Raw genomic sequence first — 18,456 nt, forward strand, 5'->3', positions numbered from 1 at the left:
ATGTAAAGCGCCTCCTTGAATCAAGTGATCGATTTAAAACGATTGCTTAATTCAGGGAGGCGCTTTGAGTTACCTCTGACGTTTATTGCGATGACGATAAATCAGTAGCATCAAAACCATCAACGCAATGGTTAAAATTAATGTATCAATCCAGGCTTCATTTCTTCCGGCGAATGGTAATTTAACATTCATCCCATAAAAACCGGAAACAATCGGCGGAATCGCCAACACCAGCGACCAAACAGTTAGAAATTTCATCGTTTGATTTAAGCGATTATTTAAAATATTTCCATAGGCCGCCTCAGTTTCGTTAACAACGTTACTTTGAACATCAAACATCGCTTGGCATTGTTTGTACTCAATCACTAAATCAGAAATTTGTTGGGTCACTTGTTGTTCAATATCGGTCGTTAACCGGAGTTTTTGCTTCAAAACCCCTGCCAATTCTTCCAAAGCCACCAAATTACCGGCGGTTGCTGAACGGAGGTATACCAATCTGGTTTTTAAAGTAGTTAATGTTGCTAATTGGCGGTTGGTAATCACACCTAATCGGTGGCTGGCAAACTTATCCGCTCGTTTACTTACTTCATCAAGCATGTCAAAATAGGGTGAAAGTAACGCCCGTAAAATTGCGAAAATATGATCACTAATTTGCATCAAGTTCTGATTTGCCTGTTGGTTGACCAGCTTAGCCTGAGCTTCCCCATGGCAGGCCGTCATCATCACGTCATCATTGAAGCCTAAAAATATTGGCACCGTTGTCATGGGACTATCAAGTCCGCTTGCCAATGCTCTGATCACAACAACGCTTGTATCTGTGATGGGATCATAAGTGGCTCGCGGTTGTTCATGACGATCGAGCATATAATTCTTAAACTTTAGTGGCAACTGGTAGGTCGCAATCACTTTGTCCAGTTCATCGGCCTGTGGTTTAACGACTTCGATCCAAATATAATTTTTCAATTTATGAATTTTTATCATTGGACAATTCCTCACATGTTATCATGAAGTCCCTATTAAATTGTAGGTTAAGCAACTGCTAAATTCAATCATCGGCTTTTCGTTGAGAAACTGATTGTTTGTGACCAATTAATTGATAAGCTGCCAACATCACAAAAATCGAGGAAATTGAAATCAACATTGCCACTCTGGTCGACCCGCTCACCAGTAAGAAACCCAGTATAAAGATAAAGAATGCCAAGCTTAGGTAATCCGTCACCGGATAGCCGGGCATTTTAAACCGAGCGACACCAGTCGCATGTTGTCGCCGATACTTGAGGTGAACAACTAAAAGCACCACCCATACAATCACAAAATTGATCGTTGAAACACTCGAAACCAGATTAAAGACCCCAGCTGGAATAAAGTAATTTAAAATCACAATGATCAGTAAAAAGGCAGTTGAAAAATTAAGCGCAATATTAGGAACACCATTGCGGCCAAGTTTAGTTAAGAAACTGGAAGCATTTCCACCCATACTTAGTGCGTACATCGTTCGACTGGTACTAAACAAACAACTATTGGTTGCCGAAATTGCGGCAGTCAGAACAACAAAATTCAGGATTCCAGCTGCCCCAATAATGCCAACACCGGAAAACACTTGGACAAATGGACTGGCCGTTGTAGTGATCTCATTCCATGGATAAACGCTCATTACGGCGATCATGGAACCAATATAAAATAAACCAATTCGAATGGGCAAACTATTAATGGCTTTTGGCAGGTTCTTTTCCGGATGATCCGTTTCACCCGCCGTTAGTCCAACCATTTCAATGCCGACAAAGGCAAAAACGACCATTTGAAACGATAACAAAAAGCCGTGGGCGCCCTTTGGAAAAAGCCCGCCATGGGTCAATAAATTACCAAATGAGGCAGTTGAGTGACCAACCTTGACTGAAAAAATTGCCAACCCAAACCCCACCACAACAAGCAGGATAATGGCCACTACCTTAATCATTGAGAACCAGGATTCCAATTCACCAAATAACCCAACGTTAACCATGTTAGCGGCAAACAAGCAAACTAAAATGACTAACGGTGGCAGCCACTGTGGGACATTTGGAAACCAATATTTAATATAAATACCGGTAGCCGTTAAATCAGCCATTGCTAAACTAATCCAGCAAAACCAATAGGTCCAGCCCGTCACAAATTCCCATCGGTCACCTAAATATTCTTTAACGAAGTCCAAAAAAGAATGCTTTGACGTATCAGATAATAGCAGCTCGCCAATTGCCCGCATCAATAAAAAGCAGAAAATGCCAACAACTAGATAAGAAATAATAATCGATGGACCTGATGTCTGAATGGCGCTACCGGATCCTAAAAACAGCCCCGTCCCGATTGCCCCACCAATCGCAATCATTTGGATATGTCGACTTTTTAGTGATCGTGATAAGCTTGTTTTATTTTTATGCTCAGTCATAATTTCCTCCAGTTAAATTTTTAAACAAAAAAACGTCCCTGATACTTGTCCATTCGCAAGTACCAGGGGCGTCTTATCAACGCGGTTCCACCCAAGTTTCTACAACTCATTCTTGAATTGTCTCTGTTTGCAGATAAAGGATGCCGCCTGTTTTGATTCGCCATGATCGTTTTGCCGACTTTCAGCAATTGTCAGCTCTCTTTTCATTAATTATCAAGTATAATGATTCGTATACAAATGTCAAGCTAAAATGAACAAAGCCACATCAAACACAATTATTTTTGATGTCTTCCTCGTATTCTCATCCCTAAAGTAGTGGCTCAAACAAAATTTTAACTTCAATGCCTTTTCATTGAATTTTCGTAAAAATAAGTGTACGTTAGACTCAATAAAAGTTAAAAAGACTTTTAAAAATGAACGGAGGTTAATGACTAATGGCATCTCATACTGCTCTTTTAATTATTGATTATACAAACGACTTTGTGGCCGATAAAGGTGCATTATCATGCGGCTTAACCGGCCAAAAGCTCGCACCGCACATTGTTGAATTGGCAAATCAATTTGTTAAAAACGACGACTGGGTCATTTTGCCCACTGACGTGCACACCCCAAATGATCCCTATCATCCCGAAACCAAACTCTTCCCACCTCACAACGTTCGTGGCACTTGGGGCCGAGAGTTCTACGGGGATGTTGCCAAATGGTATGATCAAAATAAAAACCGCGATAAAGTTTACATGTATGATAAAACCCGTTACAGTGCCTTTGCCGGTACGGATCTTGATTTGCGGATGCGTGAGCGACACGTTGATACCCTCCATCTAGTGGGAGTCTGCACGGACATTTGCGTCCTGCATACGGCAGTTGACGCCTACAATCTGAATTATAATTTAGTTATTCATGAAAAAGGCGTTGCTGCATTAAGCCCTGAAGGTCAAACTTGGGCATTGGATCATTTTAAACATGTCTTGGGTGCGACCGTCGTCGATTAAAAGTTACCTTCCTACGTCGCAAAATTTAACGATACTTTAAACCAAATAACGGCAACGACTCTTCTTTAAAATCGAGTCGCTGCCGTTATTTCATCTAATCAGCGGAGAGTCAACGAATAGGTTGATCAACCCGCTGAAATGCCGTTAATAATTTCTGATAATTAACTGTTCCCAAGCCACTTGCCTGATTATATCGTTTACCGGGCTGCCCGGTATAATACAAATTGTTGTTATCAGTAGGTGAATCCAAGACTTTGAATGGTGTCGTTGTTTGTTGCGCAAATTGATAAATTTGTGGATTCCAAAACCCAATTGGCGTCGTTAAACCGCTATTCAAAACCGCACTGGCCGCCGCGGCCTGAGGCGCCGCAAAACTGGTACCACCACCAATCTGCCATAATTTTTGTTTGGCATTATTTAACATCGTCCCAGTCAAATATACGGCATATCCTGTATTTCTATCCGCATTAGTAGAAAAATCCGGGAGATTTCGACCATTAGACTCACCAGAAAGCCGTTTGGGGTGAGAATTTAAGACATAATGTTTTTTCTTTGGGTTGTAAGACAACTCGGTCACAGCATTGAAGGTATTGACCCCAGAAACGCCTTGCTGGAAGGGTGGCGTTGAATTCAAAATCGAAAAACCACCGCCACTACCACCAAATTGGCCATTGTTGCGTTCCGATTTAGAGAGTGAGTAAGTATCTCCCCAGGATCGCTCCGTTGGCACCCGCACTAACTTATCATTAACAATTTTGGTGTAAGGCAACGTTGTCCCGCCAATTTCAGTTAAAAATGGTGAGGTTGAGACCGGAAAATCACAAATTGGTTTGGCGACGTCATTATAAGGTCCGTTATCCCCGCTGGCTGCAAATAATGAAATTCCTTGAACCGTTGCTTGCCGATAAATCACATTCATCGCTCGATTAAACGCCGCCGGAGACACACTGGTCGCTGGAATATCATCAAAGCCGTCGTGTTCCGAACCAATCGCAAAACTGGTTGATAACTGCCGATCCCGATTAGCCGCAATGGCTGCTGCGTAATTGTTTACCATTAGTGATAATTCATCGGTTGCCCCATTGACTGCGACAGGAATATAGGTATCAATTTGAGCTTCTGGCGCAACGCTTGCTGCTTGTTGGACATCCAGAGTGGTTTCCTCTTGGAGGGCAAATGTATAGCCGTCTACCCGTTGGCTGTAAGCCATCACCTTTTTTCGATGATCCACGGTAAAATACTTGTGAATCCGGCTAAGATCAGTATTTTGACCATCAGCTGCCAAGTATTTTTTGATATCACCTAGTCGGTAGTTGGCAAATACAATCAGGCCGACCCGCTGTCCCTGACCCTTATTTCCCTGAGCATACAATTTTGTCAAACCATAGCGATCCGCATATTTTGCGGACCCATAGGCTTTCGAGAATTTCGAAGTTGACTCATCTAAATCAGGTCTGGTCATTGAACGAGTAAAAGCTGTTTTAAAGGCACCCTGTTTACTTTTAGAAGCTTGTTTGGCTTGATAAGTCGCTTTAACATCCATCCCAATTACTGCTGTTACTAACTTGGCTAATGATTTCGGTAATTTAGTATCAGTTCCTTTAAGTGCCCCTTTAGCGGCCGAACGAGTCAATGCCTGAGCGTGAAACGCCCTTTTCAAATTTTGATAATGGCCAGCCACTTTGATGGTTAAGCGTCCTGAAAAGGTTGTTGTTGCCAAATGGTATTTTTTAAAATAGCTTCTTAGCCGTTCTATTTCTCCCTCTGAACGACCAAACTTATTAGCAATCTGATTTGGCGTTAGATATTGATGAAAATTCGCAGTATTTGGCGTCACAGTATCGTAGGCATAACGAGTAAATGCCGCGGAATCTTTAGGATTTAAAATCAACATGACCGTTGAAACCGGATTTTTAGCTTTTTTAGCTACTGCCGGTTGACTGAGTCCAGTTACAAACAACAGACTACCAACGACAACCAATAAAATTCTTTTGGTCTGATGCATCTCGTTATTCCCTCCTAAGCAAATCAACCTAAGTGGTCTTTACTTATCCTGTGCTTTAAAACTATCAAGCAATTTTGGATAATTAACGATCCCGAGGCCAGTCGCCTGATTATAAGGTTTTCCGGGCTGACCGGTATAATAAAGGTTCGTATTATTGATTGATGCGTCATTTAGAGTTGTAAACGGCGATGATGGTCCCTCAGCGAATTGATAGATTTGAGGATTCATAAAACCAATCGGCTGATTTAAACCACTGTTAACCACCGCCAAAGCTGCCGCCGCTTGAGGTGCTGCATAACTAGTGCCACCGGAAAGAAACCACTTACCCGTCGTCCGCTTGGTTTTTTTCGATGTGGTTGATAAATAAGTTGCAAAGCCGGTTTGCATATCGGAATCCGATGAAAAATCAGGATAATTTCGTCCCGTTGCCCGACCACTAATTAGTTTAGGATGTGGATTAACACCCCATTGATGTTTCTTATCGTTCCACTTAAGCATCGTAAACGCGTGATAGGTGTTAACACCTGGGTATCCTTGCTGAAATCTTGGGGTTGCATGAAGCTTTGAAAAACCGCCACCACCGCCAAGAAAGACGCCATGAATTAAAAACTGTTTGGCCAGTGAGTAGGTATCTCCCCAAGCACGTTCCTTGGTGACGTTAACTAATTTATCATGCGTCACCTTTTGGTAAGGGATCGTCGTCCCACCGATTTGAGTGACAAAACCGGATTTCCCGAGGGCTGCTTCTTGCGTTGACTTTTGAGTCTCATACGGTCCCCGATCACCGGAAGCGTCAAAAATGGTAATTCCCTGAACTGCTGCCTGCCGATAGATCACATCTGATGCGGTTTCGTATTGTTTGGGTGTTACGCTGACAGTATTATCATTAAAGCCTGCTTTTTCAGTCCCCGTCATAAAACTGGTGGAAATTTGCCGATCGCGATTAGCTGCAATCGCTGCCGCAAAAGTATTAAAATAAATCGTTGGCCGATCGGTTGCCGAATCGATTGACTCACCAATGTAAGTGTCGATTTGGGCATCTGGCGCGACAGAAGCTGCTTGTTCGACATCCAAACTTGACTCTTCTTGATAAGCCTCTTTGACAGCATTCGTGTACTGATTATATTTTTGGACGCGTTTTCGACCGTCAACCGTATAATAACGATGGATTCGACTAGTATCAGCGTTACTGCCATCTTTTTGAAGGTATAATTTAACATCTCGAATCCGGAAATCTTTTGTCATAATCAAGCCGACACGTTGTCCTTTACCACTGAGTCCCTGTTGGTAAAGCTGGTTTAGGCCGTACTGATTAGCATATTTGAGACTTCCGTATTTTTTTGAAAAATCCTGTTGCGCCAAGCTGGTGTTTGGCCGAACGGTTGAATTATCCAGCGGCTGAGTGACCTTTGCTTGAATTTGATGGCTTCTACTTTTTGCCTTACCATCAGTCTTTGACTTGGGACGATTAACATTCATCCCAATCACAGCAATTGTTTGTTCAGCTAAAGCTTTGGGTAGTCGATAAATTGTGCCCTGAATATGTTTCTTCTGATAAGCGTTGGAAGCCGCTTTTGCTTGGAAAGCTTTTTTTAAATGCGAATAGTTCCCCATAACCCGCATTGATAAGTTGCCTGCATAAACCGACGTTTTCAACTGATATCGATTAAAAAATGCCTGAAACTGTTTCAATTGAGCAGCCGATCGCCCATAACGGTCAGCGACCTGACTAGTTGACAAGTACTGATGAAATTGAGCCGAATTTGGATCAACCGTGGCATAAGCTTCATCAGTAAATGCCTGATTATGATTTGGCTTAAAGACAATGGTGACCGTTTTGACAGTATTTTTCGTTTCCCTTGCATTAGCTCTAGTGTCAGCAATGCCCAAAGTGATTAGAAGTGCCGTCGCTAAGCTTAGAAATGTGGATCCACGTCTCATAATATTTCCCCCATTAAGTTATTTTGATTCAATCGTCACTCACCCCTGAGAATCATTGAGTAAAGTATATCATTATCAAAATTTGAACAGAAATGATATGCTCTAATTTTTTGCAATTATATTTTAAACAACTTAAAAGCTTTTTAGGATTATTTGACGTAATTTTTCGACATACTTTGCAATCTGACGTTTTTTATTGTTTAATGGTTTGCGAAGAGATTTTTTGGTCTCGACGAATAAAATACGAAAGACAATTTTCTTCTCCACAGCGTAATCGGCTTTTTAAGCGGTCTAAACTGTGCGAATAAGGAGGAACAGTACATGAGCGATAAATTACCCACCTACAATCACGATCAATGGCAACGGGCCAAAGACGCGGTTTTAGCGGAATATGAAGACTATAAGCAATCACTACGACAACAGGGGGTTGATTACACCATCAAGAATGCCCGAAAATTGCTTATTTACCAAGATTTGGTTGCCGAATGGCAGCACAAACTGGACACGGTCATCACCGACCTTGAGGATAATGTATTCGCTCTAAGTATTTTTAACGACTTAAAGAAGCGAAAGGTCAGTTCATTGTTGGAACGTGGCTACACCCACATTTCGAACTGGCCCGATTTTAATCCAACGCCATTGGCACTTTGGCTTGAACTCGAGGAAGATGAAGCAATGGCTTAGATGAAATTGGCCTGCTACAGCGTCTTTTCTTGAAACAATCAAAAACGAGACTAACGATAAAATTTTTCATTTTTATCGTTAAGTCTCGTTTTAATTATGCACAATTAGCCTTTATCTTTCTTTTTATCCGATTTGTCGGATTTACGATTATTTTGAAGAAATTCTTCTCTGGTTTGTAAATCTTTAATATTGATTTTAATTTCAACCGGCTTTAAATCTGTCATCTCTCCTAGAGCGTTGCATAGCTTAGTAGTCACTTTATTAAAGACGGTTGGAATACTTTTACCATATTCTACAACAGCATCCATTGATAATTTAACCTGTTTTTCATCGTTATCCAGATCAACTTTAACACCGGTGGTGGGATCCGTATTATCCGAAAAACGGTCAGTCATCGAATCAATCAAATTCCCCTCGAGTGAGAGAACACCATCCACATCTCTAACCGTATTACCAGCAATCTTTGCTAAAACATCGTCATTATAAGTGAGCACCGTTTCTAAAGTTGGGTTTTCTTGTGTCATGTCATTTCCTCCTAAAAATTAATCGTCATAGCGGGAACACCAATTTTCTGCATTATTTTACCCGGTCGTCGTGAACTGTGTTGGCCAGTTCATCTTTTTGGCGACTACTCTGCTGCTCCCATTCTTTTTTGGTTAAAACATCATTAATATTTAAATTGATCTCAACAACGTCTAACCCTGTGTAGTTTTTGATTGCACTTTGGGTTCTGGTACAGACATCATCAAAAATTTGACGGGCGTTTGCACCATACTCGATGGTAGCGTCCATATCCAGAGCAACCTGTTTTTCACCGACCTCTGCATCAATGCCCTTGGTTGGATCGGTTTTCTTTGAAAATCTTCCTGCCAATTCACTAATCATCCCGCCATCTAACGATAAGACACCATCGATGTTGCGACAAACCAGTCCGGCAATTTTTTCAATGACCGCATTATTAAACGTTAATTTGCGTGTCATGCTTGGGTTGTTTGTTATTTTTTTAGTTTCCATTAGAAATCAGCTCCTTTAAATTGATTATTCATCACTTACCAACTGGTTAATGAGATTTTTAATCCCGCCAAACTTATTAACGATGGCACCAATCATGGCACCGACAACGCCAAGTGTCAGGACAAGTAAAACGGCACTAAAGCCACTGAAAGTCCAAACGATGCCGCAAACCATTCCGATAATGCCACCATAAATGATTAAATTCATGTTTTTCCCTCCTATACAACGCGTGGCTGATTAGTTCGACTGCTTTTCACGGAACTGGCCGGTTTGATTCTAACTTTTACTTTTTTGACCGGCACAGCCATTATTCGACCAATTTCATTAATGACGGTGGTTTGAATTTCTTCTCCTAATTTCACCAAATCCCGATCCTTTCGATCAACTGCAGAGACTTTCACTCGAACTTTCGGTTTACGTCCGGTCATTTTCAAATTTGTTTTGACATCAGTCACCGATTTTTCAGCTAAAATTGCCTCTTGGACCATCTTTTCGACTGCTTGTTGAGAAACGCTTAATTTTCCGTTTGGTGATCGAAAGTCAAGACTTTTAACCTTTGCCGGTGCTAACAACGCAATCACGATTCCGAGTATGCCGGCGATGCCAACGATTAAACTTAAGCTAACGGCCAGTATTTCAATCCAGGTCTCAGAAGTTTGAACCGTTGACAATACCATTTTGGAGAGATAATCAATCGGTGCGACCAATCCAATCAACCAAATACTCTGGCTCAAACCAAGCAACCCCCAAATGATGATTGCTGTCTTAGTGCTTTTGCGCATCGAATCTCCTCCTTTCACAGTGATTGATCAATCGGCTAAGCCACGAGTAATCAATGATGCCAGGAAGACTAAGATCACAGCGCCAACAATTGCTGGTACAATCGCAATTTCAGCCAGCTGTGGCCCCCAAGATCCAAGCAACGCCTCTCCCAGCCAGGCACCAATTAACCCGGCTGCAATGTTGCCAATCCAGCCAAATGGTAGGTCCCGACTGGTAATAGCACCGGCAACGACGCCGATAACACCACCAATAATTAATGTCCAAATCAAGCTAAGCATTTTCATCATTCCTTTCGTTTAGGATTAAAAATGTTATAGCAAATTTGCTATGTTTTAAGTCTATAATAATTTGAAACTTATTGTGTGAATAAGTTGTGAAGAAAAGTGGAAACTTTTAAGACCAAAAAAGCAGGCCATCTCTTCAAAGAACTTTCTTTGAAGAAATGGTCTGCTCGTTGTCAAAATTCAATTTATGCTAATTGGCCAAAACCTGAACACATTAAAAACAGGTCACCAGCCACCTTTCATTTTCATAATCTGATTTATCGGCACTTATTTCAATGATTTAGGCCAGGTAAATTCAAGATAATGGAAATGGCTAAAATCATTAACGTCACCATAATATGAAACCGTTTATGCATGACAAACAGTGCCAAATATTCGCGAATTGTCCCCGTGGGTAAATAGTAAAATGGCGTTTTGGCACCAATCCCATTTGCTTTAAATTTTAACTTGCCAGCTAAAATGCCAGCTCTTAAAATATGAAAATTACTGCTGACAAAGACAATTCGATTATCAGTCCGGCCACTATCCTTGTGAATTAATTCTCTCGAAAAAATTAAATTTTCCCGAGTGTTGGTCGACCGGTCCTCAACTAAGGTATCAGCTGCCGGGACTCCCTTGTCAATTGCGTATTGTTGCATGGCGACACCTTCCGGCAATCTTTCATCGCCGCCTTTGCCACCTGAAAAAATCAACTTGGCATGCTTGTGGGTAGTTGCTAATTGCTGACGATAAAAAGCAATCCCTTTATCAATTCGATTTCCCAGTAATCGGCCAACTCGTTTACCATCAACCAAGCCGCTTCCCAACACAATGATATAATCTTTATTTTTTCTAGGAAAATACCAGTTATAAACAACAATTGACATTAACGTATTCCAAACCGTCATTAAAAGATACATCAGCATGACTAAGACAAAAAAATTGATCGCTTGAATTGGCCGAGATGCCTTGCCACCGCCAAAATAGAAAAAGGCATCGGCAAGAACAATCGCGATTCCCGCAATTAGTACCAACAAACTGCTCAAGCCGCGACCTTCCCGTTTTCTTACAAACCAAGCATTGATAAATAGAAACACAAAACTAAAAATAATTCCAAATGTAATTAGCGCCGCCACAACAGCAAATAGGACGCCGGCAGTTAAATAGAGCGCTGGAATTCGGGTCACGGAAAGAATATCAAATAGCAGCAAGAAAGCGCAGATTAGATTTAAATTCACCAACCACCCCACGACCGATGAATTTCGCCGCTTAATCAAGTATGTAATTAATAAACCAATTAGGATGATTTGAATCACTGAAATAGTGACTGTAATTCTATAAACCGGATTCATAAATTTTCTCCTCATAATTTCTCACAGGATAATAAAGAGGCCAAGATAAAAACAACTTGTCCGGCCCCTTATCATGATCAGTTTCATACTGGTCAAAAAATTGTTTTGATCAGCAATTCCCCAATCTTCACTGTTAGTATTGATAATTTAGTTCAATTGACAATTTGAATTAACGACAAGATGTTAATGATGCTTCGCGAAAACAGTCAACTCGATCTATCGCCAACTGTCGTCCCCCATGAAGCAGCCACTAACTGCCGTTAACTTTGGTTTGTTTGCTTGGAAGAATTGAAATTCTTCATTTCGGTTTGGGCAAAATCTTTAATGAAATCAAGAACCTGGCGAACCTTTTCTTCACCATAATGATTAATCCATTCATCAAATCGGGCGCTGGTTAATTCGTAAACCTTATTTTCAACCTGTTGCCCACTTTTGGTCAAATGTAAGTATAATCGTCGGCGATCGCTTTCAGCCGGTTTTTGATAAATATAATTGTGCTGTAATAGCACTTTGATTTGCCTTGAAATTGCACTTCGCGTCACTTTTCGTTCACTGGCAATGTCCATTAATGAAACGTGCTCGCGATCTGCAATGGTATGCAAGATTAAATACTGTTCAAAAGACAATCCATACTTCGTCGCCGGCTCTGAAACAAAATTATCCAAATATTTTAGCGATGACAGATACACATTGATTGCCTCTTGCAATAATTCTTCATGCGTTTTTGTCATTTCCCTCACCATTCCCCAATAATTATTAATATCAATACTGCACTAATTATATATTGTCTGCACTATTGGTTCAACAATATACCGCTAGATTTAGGAACTTTTTCTGATTTTGTTTTATAATGAATTAATGGAAAATAAGTTTGGAGGCCTACATGACTGATCAGTTAACTCAAATCACTCATCAACTTGAATTAGCGATTTTCAAACGGTTTAGTGCAATCGCGGCAGCGTATCATCTTCATTACGTCGCCATTGGCGGTACCTTACTTGGTGCAATTCGTCACCAAGGGTTTATTCCTTGGGATGATGACATGGATATCGCACTTCCAAGAAACGACTACGAACATTTCTTACAAATTGCACCCGCTGAATTCAAAAATGATCACTACTTTTTGCAAACTCCTTGGAGTGATCAAAATTACGCATTGAGTTATGCTAAAATTTTGGATCGAAATACTTACATTGAAGAACGTAACAACGTCAATAATGCTCGCAAAGGTGTCTTTTTGGATATTTTTCCTTTAGACAAGATTCCAAAGTCCAAAGAAAAGCGGCGGCGCCAGATGATTGATATTCGTCGTCTCGATAGCCGAATCTACTTAAAATTGCGGTATAATATTATTGATAATCCAATTAGAAGATTATATGGTACTCTTTCGTCCGAACAACTCTTAGCAGCAAAGACTTTTAAGCAAAATCGACAACAGGTCATGGTTGCCTATAATAATCGAGAGAATTTAGATCAGTTTAAAAATCTAGCTTCCCAATACTCTTATGACAAAGAGATCTTTTCGATCGACCAAGTCCAAAATTTAACGGTCGTGCCGTTTGAAGACACTTTGATAGCAGTTCCCAAAGACTACCAAACCGTTCTAACCAAGTTATATGGTGACTACTTAACCTTGCCGCCTGAAAATCAGCGGTCAGAAAAACATATCGTTAAGTTAATTTATGATAATCAGGCTTTCAGCAGATCATAGAGAGGTGGTAGCTGCTTCCTCACAAGTTAGTTACTTGCATTTAAACCAATTTTTTGGTAGTTTGTCAACAATTAGTTATTACTGGAATGAAGGTGTTATCATGTTTGATCCTAACCAATCACGGTTCGCAAGTTTTAGCATCGTTTCAACGCTGCCTGACCAAGCAATTGACAATGTTTGGTTTATCATTGACAACGATTTACAAAACGTGTTTCCATTATCAAATCTGATTAAGTTTAATCTGGTCAACAGCGACGGTAATCTGTCATACGATTTCATTCAGGGCAATGAATTGGTGGCCACGTTCGATTCACCATACCCTTATGACAATAGTTATCCAAAGTCCCTGGTCGTCTATGACAGTGGCAATCGACAAATCATTGCAACCCCATCTGAAATTAACATTTAGCGTGATCTGAAATTCTTAACGAGTAGATAAAAGCTACTCGTTTTTTTGATTGCAAAAAAGCAGTTGTCAATGTTGATATTGACAACTGCTTTTTAGTAAACCTCTGACTGCTCCGGCTGGGTTCGAACCAGCGACCTCTTGATTAACAGTCAATTATTCTACCACTGAACTACGGAGCAATAATTTGTTCTCTCTCAAACGCGGTAATTAAATTATATCGTACCTAAGAGCAAAATGCAATAAAAATTGAATAAAAAAAGATTTTACTGAGAAAGCAATGACGCCACCTTCTCTGACTGCTCCGGCTGGGTTCGAACCAGCGACCTCTTGATTAACAGTCAATTATTCTACCACTGAACTACGGAGCAATAATTTGTTCTCTCTCAAACGCGGTAATTAAATTATATCGTACCTAAGAGCAAAATGCAATAAAAATTGAATAAAAAAAGATTTTACTGAGAAAGCAATGACGCCACCTTCTCTGACTGCTCCGGCTGGGTTCGAACCAGCGACCTCTTGATTAACAGTCAATTATTCTACCACTGAACTACGGAGCAAAAATGCTTTTCTAAAAAACAACATATATATTTATAACATAGATTCTCATATGATGCAAACAAAAATTAGTTTTTTTGTTAGCCAATATGATTTTCTTTTAGAATAATGTTGATTTCCTTTTGCATCTCGGGCGTTTTTTTCCATTCCTCAAAATGATCCATGTCTTCAGTTGGCATCGTGTAATTTTCGTTGATATAATGCTCATATTTTTGCACGTGAGGCGAGTGCGGGATGTTTAGCTGTAATATCCTTACCTGCTTGATAAAACCTCTCTCAGCGGCTAATTCAGCCCGGCCATTTTGAACCATATTACTAATCTCAATATATTTGCTGCCATCATTTCTGGTAATTTCTTCAATTAACGTCAATACCTCATGACTTTTCATTATTTTCGGACTCCCGTTTCGAATTTATTTTGCTCAAACAATTATACACTAAAAAAACTGATAGCTCCAAATATGGCTACCAGTTTTTTTAAGAGAGAAAGAGAATTGATTAGAAGGTATTTATTTAGTACCCATGAATAATATAGCGTTTTCTGTAAGCGCTGTCAACATTTATTTAAAAATTCACGCACATTTCAAATGACGCATCATTAAAACGTGAGTGAATCCTCGATAATTAAGGCTGACTACTTCACATCTGGTAGGTGCAAGACACCTGATGGATGAAGTAATAACGATGGATCACTTAAAATATGGTCCACCGAATAGCCGGAAATATTGACCAGGCAAAAGAAGACCACAATTAGTAAGATTGCCCAGGTTAGCAGCTGATTGCCGACAGACATTTTTTCGCTAATAACAGAGCTATAAAACAATTTATGAACCTTTGCTCGAATATTTTTTTCTTCCGGTGCCGCCTGCTGCATCTCCTTAGCAACCTGTTTTTGATAATTTTGGATGCTAAAGTTTTTTTGAACATTTTTACGTTCAGTTTCAAAAGCGTGCTTCTCTTTTTTGCTTAATTTTTTAAACCATTTTGTGAATTCACGATATTTCTTGGTAACTTCTTTTGTGTCACCAACCATTTTTAATTCACCATAGTTGATCCAAGCAACCTTATCACACAACATTTCAATTTGCTTTAATGAATGACTGACAAAGATAATGGTTTTGCCCTCTTGCTTGAACTCGCCGATTTTATCAACACATTTTTGATAAAAAGTGTCGTCTCCAACGGACAATGCTTCATCGATGATCAAGATATCCGGGTTGATATGGACCGCAATAGCAAATCCCAAACGAGACCGCATCCCGCTTGAATAACTCTTAACCGGTTGATCGACAAAGTCGCCAATATCAGCAAACGCAATAATATCAGGCATCATTTCATCAATTTCTTCATTGGTTAGGCCCTGCATCAGCGACTTCAACCTAATATTTTCCCGACCGGTTAAGTTATTTCGAAGACCGGCATGAATTGCCACAATTGACGTATCACCACGGACATCAACATATCCAGTTGTTTGGGGGATAATCCCGGAAATAATGTTTGACAATGTCGATTTACCGGAACCGTTAACACCGATTAACCCAAGTGTTTCACCTGGTTTGATGGTTAACGAAATTCCCATCAGTGACCAAAAATGTGGCACCTGACGCTTGGAAATCGAAAAAAAGGATCGCAGTTTTTCTGACTGTGTCTTAAAAAGGTCGTATTCTTTGGTAACATTTTGAACCTTTACTTTATAATTTTCTTCCATGACCATTAAACGCTCCTAAATTTAGAGGTTAGACTTTTCCTGCAATATTATAACAGATATCCAGAACAAAATAAGAGGCCGAGAGAAAAGCTTAATCTTTTCCCCCGACTCTTAACAAACTATTAATGACTTATTGTCTGTGATTTGCTTTTAATTAGCTTTTCTAATGACAAATTCAATGGCAACGTATACTCATTGTCAGTTGAAGTTTGTGATCGCTGTGGCTCAAAAACCGATCGAGGAATAATTTTTTCTGGAATTCGGGTAATCTTTGAGCGAAGTACTGTAGGCTGGGTGACTTTTTTAGTCTGAGCAGCCGAAGAAGTTCCCAACTCCTTTTTTAAAGACTGCTCAATTTGTTCATTAATGTTGCCAGCCGTTTGAATATTGGTATCACCATCGGTTGCATCCAGTCGATCCAAATTATATCTGACAATCACCGCGTTAAGCTTATTGCCATAATTCATATCGGTTGCATAAGTCGTTGCCAGCGCCATTGCTGCGTCACTTGCTGTCAATGCGTTAGTTGTCCAAGTTCCGGAGTAATAAGTCGGATCAGTCAGCGTGCCATGTCGTAAAAGACTGGCATTATCCCGAATTGATGCTTCAACATCCGGATATTTTTTAAACTGGGCCGCAGTCATATAATGCTTCCCCTTAGATGTATACTCGCCCGTACTCATCGTGACAGATTGACCATTATACGTTCCTTTAATACCAAAATAATTATTAGCTTCAGTGGATAATGTTGATCGCCCAAAGTCACTTTCAACAATGGCCTGCGCCATCATCACAGACGGATAAAGGTGATTTTGCCGACTGATTTTTTCAATTGGCGCCTTCATTCGGTTAATAAAGTCACTTGAAACACTGGCCGACACTGAATGAAAGCCAATTATCCAGAAACTGACCGCAGCAAGTAAGCAAAAAAAGCCCCTGGCGATTAGCGTTGTTACATGAGATTTGATTCAAAAAACCTCCCCTAAAACATAGTTGCGCATTACATGCCAAAAAATAATTATACCTTAAACCGGCATGGAATCAATGGATAATCGCCAATTATGACAAAAACTTTGAAGAGACCCAATACTTTGAGCTGGTCGTAGGACAGACAATCCGATACCACAGTGACTGATCGCTTAACCGATAGCCAAGTTTATCCACCTTGACTTTATTACCAATATTTAAATCTACTTGGGCTAATTTATAATGTTTCTGAAATTGACCTGAAGCTTGAAGATCAGTATATAAGTAATCCGCTTTGGCTGACGATGAGACGACTTTAGCTGTCTTAAAATCTACTTTAGCCACTTTGGCAGGAAAAGTGGTGACATGTGAACTGCTAAGCCATCCCTTGTGCTTGCCAACTTTAATCCGGTACCAGACTTTAAACCCCTTGCTGGTTTTAGCCAACGCAGTTTGATCTACCGGATAACTAGTCTTGGCCTTTAAGGTGCTCACTCTAGCGACTTTTGAGGCGAGTAACGGTGATCCATATACATGCGTGTACAGTTCGCCACCTGAAGCGTTATTCGCCTTTAAATGCCCACTGGTGGCACCACTATAGATTGTCGAAAATTGAAGAGCCGGCGCATAAACCCAAAACCGCTTGGATTTGCTGTTTGGATAAAGCCTGAATCGATACCAATTACCTGACGTCCCCTTTTTGACGCCCCGCATGTCAAGGTAAACCGTCACAGCTTTTCGAATCCCTAAAGATTTCCAACGGTATCGCTTTTCATTTGGACTGGTTCCTTTTACATGGTTATAAACGTAGTATTTACTATAGTGCTTGGATAGTTGAACCGCTTGGGAAGCGTCTCCTTTATAATATTTAACCGTTGCCAAGGTCGGTGTTGCCGCCTGAGTACTGGTAGTCGTACTTGAACTGGCTGATGAAACACTAGCCGAACTTGATGAAGAAGACTGGCTGTTGGTTTCCCCAAAGGTTTTGTCTAATCCGTATTGCTGAATAATTTTAATGAGGGAACTACCATAATTGGGCGCCGTTGCGTACTTACCCGTCAATGCATTGGCTGCATCTTCATAGGTAGCCGCATTTTCCTTCCAAGTTCCTGAATAATAGTCGGGATCCCAACTAGTGCCGTTTCGAAGTGTTGCCCCATTGTCCGCAAAGGAGGCATAGGCGGTAGGATACTTTTTAAAACTAGCCGTTGTGTTTTTTAATTGGCCATTACTATCATATTCAACCGTTGGCATTGTCATCGATTGGCCATTATAAGCTCCTTTAATACCAAAAAAGTTATTTGCTTGTTGAGTTAATTCGCTCTGACCCCAACCACTTTCCAATGCCGCTTGTGACATCATCACAGAGCCATAAAGGTTATATTTATTGGCTGCCCTTTTAACATCACTTTGATAGTCACTGATAAAACTAGCAGCTGATGAAGCCCGTGCCGTCAAAAAGCCCGTGTTCTGATTTTTAACCAATAACAAAAATAGCGCGGTTACAAGAACTGCAACAGTGGCCATTGCAAGTTTAACTATTTTTTTCAACATTTCCACCCCTCGATTGACGCTTCACACCTATCATATTAGAAAAGCCGGAAAAAATGAAGTATTTCAAACAATTAACTCTTAATCGACGTTACTG

The 18,456-nt window shown here is 40.4% G+C and carries 19 protein-coding genes and 3 tRNA genes; 4 read left to right on the forward strand and 18 right to left on the reverse strand.

The window, feature by feature from the left end:
* Window positions 1–69 precede the first annotated feature (69 nt).
* Window positions 70–981 carry a magnesium transporter CorA family protein gene (locus ED605_RS11910; protein ID WP_121979114.1) on the reverse strand — a complete coding sequence of 304 codons (912 nt, stop codon included), beginning with the start codon at window positions 979–981 and terminating at the stop codon, window positions 70–72.
* A 64-nt stretch (window positions 982–1,045) separates the two neighbouring features.
* Entirely contained in the window at window positions 1,046–2,425 is a 1,380-nt protein-coding gene (locus ED605_RS11915; RefSeq protein ID WP_121979115.1) for an amino acid permease, read from the reverse strand.
* Window positions 2,426–2,859: 434 nt separating this feature from the next.
* Between ED605_RS11915 and ED605_RS11920 the strand changes: the two genes are divergently transcribed.
* A complete protein-coding gene (locus tag ED605_RS11920) occupies window positions 2,860–3,417 on the forward strand; it encodes a cysteine hydrolase family protein (RefSeq protein ID WP_121979116.1) in 558 nt (185 codons plus the stop codon).
* A gap of 109 nt (window positions 3,418–3,526) precedes the next feature.
* Here the strand turns inward: ED605_RS11920 and ED605_RS11925 are convergent, their stop codons facing one another.
* Both ED605_RS11925 and ED605_RS11930 read right to left on the reverse strand, forming a co-directional pair.
* Entirely contained in the window at window positions 3,527–5,422 is a 1,896-nt protein-coding gene (locus ED605_RS11925; RefSeq protein WP_121979117.1) for a S53 family peptidase, read from the reverse strand.
* 39 nt (window positions 5,423–5,461) lie between these two features.
* Window positions 5,462–7,363 carry a protease pro-enzyme activation domain-containing protein gene (locus ED605_RS11930; RefSeq protein ID WP_121979118.1) on the reverse strand — a complete coding sequence of 634 codons (1,902 nt, stop codon included), beginning with the start codon at window positions 7,361–7,363 and terminating at the stop codon, window positions 5,462–5,464.
* Window positions 7,364–7,684: 321 nt separating this feature from the next.
* Between ED605_RS11930 and ED605_RS11935 the strand changes: the two genes are divergently transcribed.
* Window positions 7,685–8,047 carry a hypothetical protein gene (locus ED605_RS11935; protein ID WP_121979119.1) on the forward strand — a complete coding sequence of 121 codons (363 nt, stop codon included), beginning with the start codon at window positions 7,685–7,687 and terminating at the stop codon, window positions 8,045–8,047.
* A 104-nt stretch (window positions 8,048–8,151) separates the two neighbouring features.
* On the opposite strand, the gene ED605_RS11940 is transcribed toward ED605_RS11935, so the two are convergent.
* The 7 genes from ED605_RS11940 to ED605_RS11975 all read right to left on the reverse strand — a co-directional run bounded on the left by ED605_RS11940 (window position 8,152) and on the right by ED605_RS11975 (window position 12,202).
* Window positions 8,152–8,571 (reverse strand): Asp23/Gls24 family envelope stress response protein, encoded by a 420-nt coding sequence (locus tag ED605_RS11940; RefSeq protein ID WP_121979120.1) that lies wholly within the window; start codon window positions 8,569–8,571, stop codon window positions 8,152–8,154.
* A 52-nt stretch (window positions 8,572–8,623) separates the two neighbouring features.
* Window positions 8,624–9,061 carry an Asp23/Gls24 family envelope stress response protein gene (locus ED605_RS11945; protein WP_121979121.1) on the reverse strand — a complete coding sequence of 146 codons (438 nt, stop codon included), beginning with the start codon at window positions 9,059–9,061 and terminating at the stop codon, window positions 8,624–8,626.
* 24 nt (window positions 9,062–9,085) lie between these two features.
* Window positions 9,086–9,268 carry a hypothetical protein gene (locus ED605_RS11950; protein ID WP_121979122.1) on the reverse strand — a complete coding sequence of 61 codons (183 nt, stop codon included), beginning with the start codon at window positions 9,266–9,268 and terminating at the stop codon, window positions 9,086–9,088.
* Window positions 9,269–9,279: 11 nt separating this feature from the next.
* Window positions 9,280–9,843 (reverse strand): alkaline shock response membrane anchor protein AmaP, encoded by a 564-nt coding sequence (gene amaP, locus ED605_RS11955; protein WP_121979123.1) that lies wholly within the window; start codon window positions 9,841–9,843, stop codon window positions 9,280–9,282.
* A gap of 27 nt (window positions 9,844–9,870) precedes the next feature.
* Window positions 9,871–10,122, reverse strand: coding sequence for a GlsB/YeaQ/YmgE family stress response membrane protein (locus ED605_RS11960; protein WP_121979124.1), 252 nt, complete (start codon window positions 10,120–10,122; stop codon window positions 9,871–9,873).
* A gap of 278 nt (window positions 10,123–10,400) precedes the next feature.
* The gene (locus tag ED605_RS11970; protein WP_121979126.1) at window positions 10,401–11,459 is read right to left on the reverse strand and encodes a YdcF family protein; all 1,059 of its coding nucleotides are present in this window, start codon (window positions 11,457–11,459) and stop codon (window positions 10,401–10,403) included.
* A gap of 260 nt (window positions 11,460–11,719) precedes the next feature.
* On the reverse strand, window positions 11,720–12,202 hold the full coding sequence (locus tag ED605_RS11975; RefSeq protein WP_121979127.1) for a MarR family winged helix-turn-helix transcriptional regulator: 483 nt from the start codon (window positions 12,200–12,202) through the stop codon (window positions 11,720–11,722).
* Window positions 12,203–12,342: 140 nt separating this feature from the next.
* On the opposite strand from ED605_RS11975, the gene ED605_RS11980 reads away from it, so the two are divergent.
* Complete coding sequence (locus tag ED605_RS11980; protein ID WP_121979128.1) at window positions 12,343–13,170, forward strand: LicD family protein; 828 nt, start codon at window positions 12,343–12,345, stop codon at window positions 13,168–13,170.
* A gap of 100 nt (window positions 13,171–13,270) precedes the next feature.
* Window positions 13,271–13,579, forward strand: coding sequence for a DUF960 domain-containing protein (locus ED605_RS11985; protein WP_121979129.1), 309 nt, complete (start codon window positions 13,271–13,273; stop codon window positions 13,577–13,579).
* Window positions 13,580–13,686: 107 nt separating this feature from the next.
* Here ED605_RS11985 and ED605_RS11990 read toward each other — a convergent pair.
* The 7 genes from ED605_RS11990 to ED605_RS12020 all read right to left on the reverse strand — a co-directional run bounded on the left by ED605_RS11990 (window position 13,687) and on the right by ED605_RS12020 (window position 18,362).
* A tRNA-Asn gene (locus ED605_RS11990) sits at window positions 13,687–13,758 on the reverse strand.
* A gap of 117 nt (window positions 13,759–13,875) precedes the next feature.
* Window positions 13,876–13,947: transfer RNA gene (locus tag ED605_RS11995), tRNA-Asn, on the reverse strand.
* Between the two features lie 117 nt (window positions 13,948–14,064).
* Window positions 14,065–14,136: transfer RNA gene (locus ED605_RS12000), tRNA-Asn, on the reverse strand.
* Window positions 14,137–14,214: 78 nt separating this feature from the next.
* Window positions 14,215–14,523, reverse strand: a complete 309-nt coding sequence (locus ED605_RS12005) for a hypothetical protein (RefSeq protein ID WP_121979130.1) — start codon at window positions 14,521–14,523, stop codon at window positions 14,215–14,217.
* 245 nt (window positions 14,524–14,768) lie between these two features.
* Window positions 14,769–15,842, reverse strand: coding sequence for an ABC transporter ATP-binding protein (locus ED605_RS12010; protein WP_121979291.1), 1,074 nt, complete (start codon window positions 15,840–15,842; stop codon window positions 14,769–14,771).
* Between the two features lie 122 nt (window positions 15,843–15,964).
* Window positions 15,965–16,786 (reverse strand): glycoside hydrolase family 73 protein, encoded by an 822-nt coding sequence (locus tag ED605_RS12015; RefSeq protein ID WP_370825196.1) that lies wholly within the window; start codon window positions 16,784–16,786, stop codon window positions 15,965–15,967.
* 115 nt (window positions 16,787–16,901) lie between these two features.
* Window positions 16,902–18,362, reverse strand: a complete 1,461-nt coding sequence (locus tag ED605_RS12020) for a glycoside hydrolase family 73 protein (RefSeq protein WP_121979131.1) — start codon at window positions 18,360–18,362, stop codon at window positions 16,902–16,904.
* Between the last annotated feature and the right edge of the window lie 94 nt (window positions 18,363–18,456).

Source organism: Lentilactobacillus raoultii (assembly GCF_900411375.1).
GTDB classification, from domain to species: Bacteria; Bacillota; Bacilli; order Lactobacillales; family Lactobacillaceae; genus Lentilactobacillus; species Lentilactobacillus raoultii.

What these genes read in the sequence shown, in the direction of transcription:
- ED605_RS11910 (WP_121979114.1), bottom strand. Translation starts at nt 981, where the DNA reads ATGATAAAAATTCATAAATTGAAAAATTATATTTGGATCGAAGTCGTT.
- ED605_RS11915 (WP_121979115.1), bottom strand. Translation starts at nt 2,425, where the DNA reads ATGACTGAGCATAAAAATAAAACAAGCTTATCACGATCACTAAAAAGT.
- ED605_RS11920 (WP_121979116.1), top strand. Translation starts at nt 2,860, where the DNA reads ATGGCATCTCATACTGCTCTTTTAATTATTGATTATACAAACGACTTT.
- ED605_RS11925 (WP_121979117.1), bottom strand. Translation starts at nt 5,422, where the DNA reads ATGCATCAGACCAAAAGAATTTTATTGGTTGTCGTTGGTAGTCTGTTG.
- ED605_RS11930 (WP_121979118.1), bottom strand. Translation starts at nt 7,363, where the DNA reads ATGAGACGTGGATCCACATTTCTAAGCTTAGCGACGGCACTTCTAATC.
- ED605_RS11935 (WP_121979119.1), top strand. Translation starts at nt 7,685, where the DNA reads ATGAGCGATAAATTACCCACCTACAATCACGATCAATGGCAACGGGCC.
- ED605_RS11940 (WP_121979120.1), bottom strand. Translation starts at nt 8,571, where the DNA reads ATGACACAAGAAAACCCAACTTTAGAAACGGTGCTCACTTATAATGAC.
- ED605_RS11945 (WP_121979121.1), bottom strand. Translation starts at nt 9,061, where the DNA reads ATGGAAACTAAAAAAATAACAAACAACCCAAGCATGACACGCAAATTA.
- ED605_RS11950 (WP_121979122.1), bottom strand. Translation starts at nt 9,268, where the DNA reads ATGAATTTAATCATTTATGGTGGCATTATCGGAATGGTTTGCGGCATC.
- amaP (WP_121979123.1), bottom strand. Translation starts at nt 9,843, where the DNA reads ATGCGCAAAAGCACTAAGACAGCAATCATCATTTGGGGGTTGCTTGGT.
- ED605_RS11960 (WP_121979124.1), bottom strand. Translation starts at nt 10,122, where the DNA reads ATGCTTAGCTTGATTTGGACATTAATTATTGGTGGTGTTATCGGCGTC.
- ED605_RS11970 (WP_121979126.1), bottom strand. Translation starts at nt 11,459, where the DNA reads ATGAATCCGGTTTATAGAATTACAGTCACTATTTCAGTGATTCAAATC.
- ED605_RS11975 (WP_121979127.1), bottom strand. Translation starts at nt 12,202, where the DNA reads ATGGTGAGGGAAATGACAAAAACGCATGAAGAATTATTGCAAGAGGCA.
- ED605_RS11980 (WP_121979128.1), top strand. Translation starts at nt 12,343, where the DNA reads ATGACTGATCAGTTAACTCAAATCACTCATCAACTTGAATTAGCGATT.
- ED605_RS11985 (WP_121979129.1), top strand. Translation starts at nt 13,271, where the DNA reads ATGTTTGATCCTAACCAATCACGGTTCGCAAGTTTTAGCATCGTTTCA.
- ED605_RS12005 (WP_121979130.1), bottom strand. Translation starts at nt 14,523, where the DNA reads ATGAAAAGTCATGAGGTATTGACGTTAATTGAAGAAATTACCAGAAAT.
- ED605_RS12010 (WP_121979291.1), bottom strand. Translation starts at nt 15,842, where the DNA reads ATGGAAGAAAATTATAAAGTAAAGGTTCAAAATGTTACCAAAGAATAC.
- ED605_RS12020 (WP_121979131.1), bottom strand. Translation starts at nt 18,362, where the DNA reads ATGTTGAAAAAAATAGTTAAACTTGCAATGGCCACTGTTGCAGTTCTT.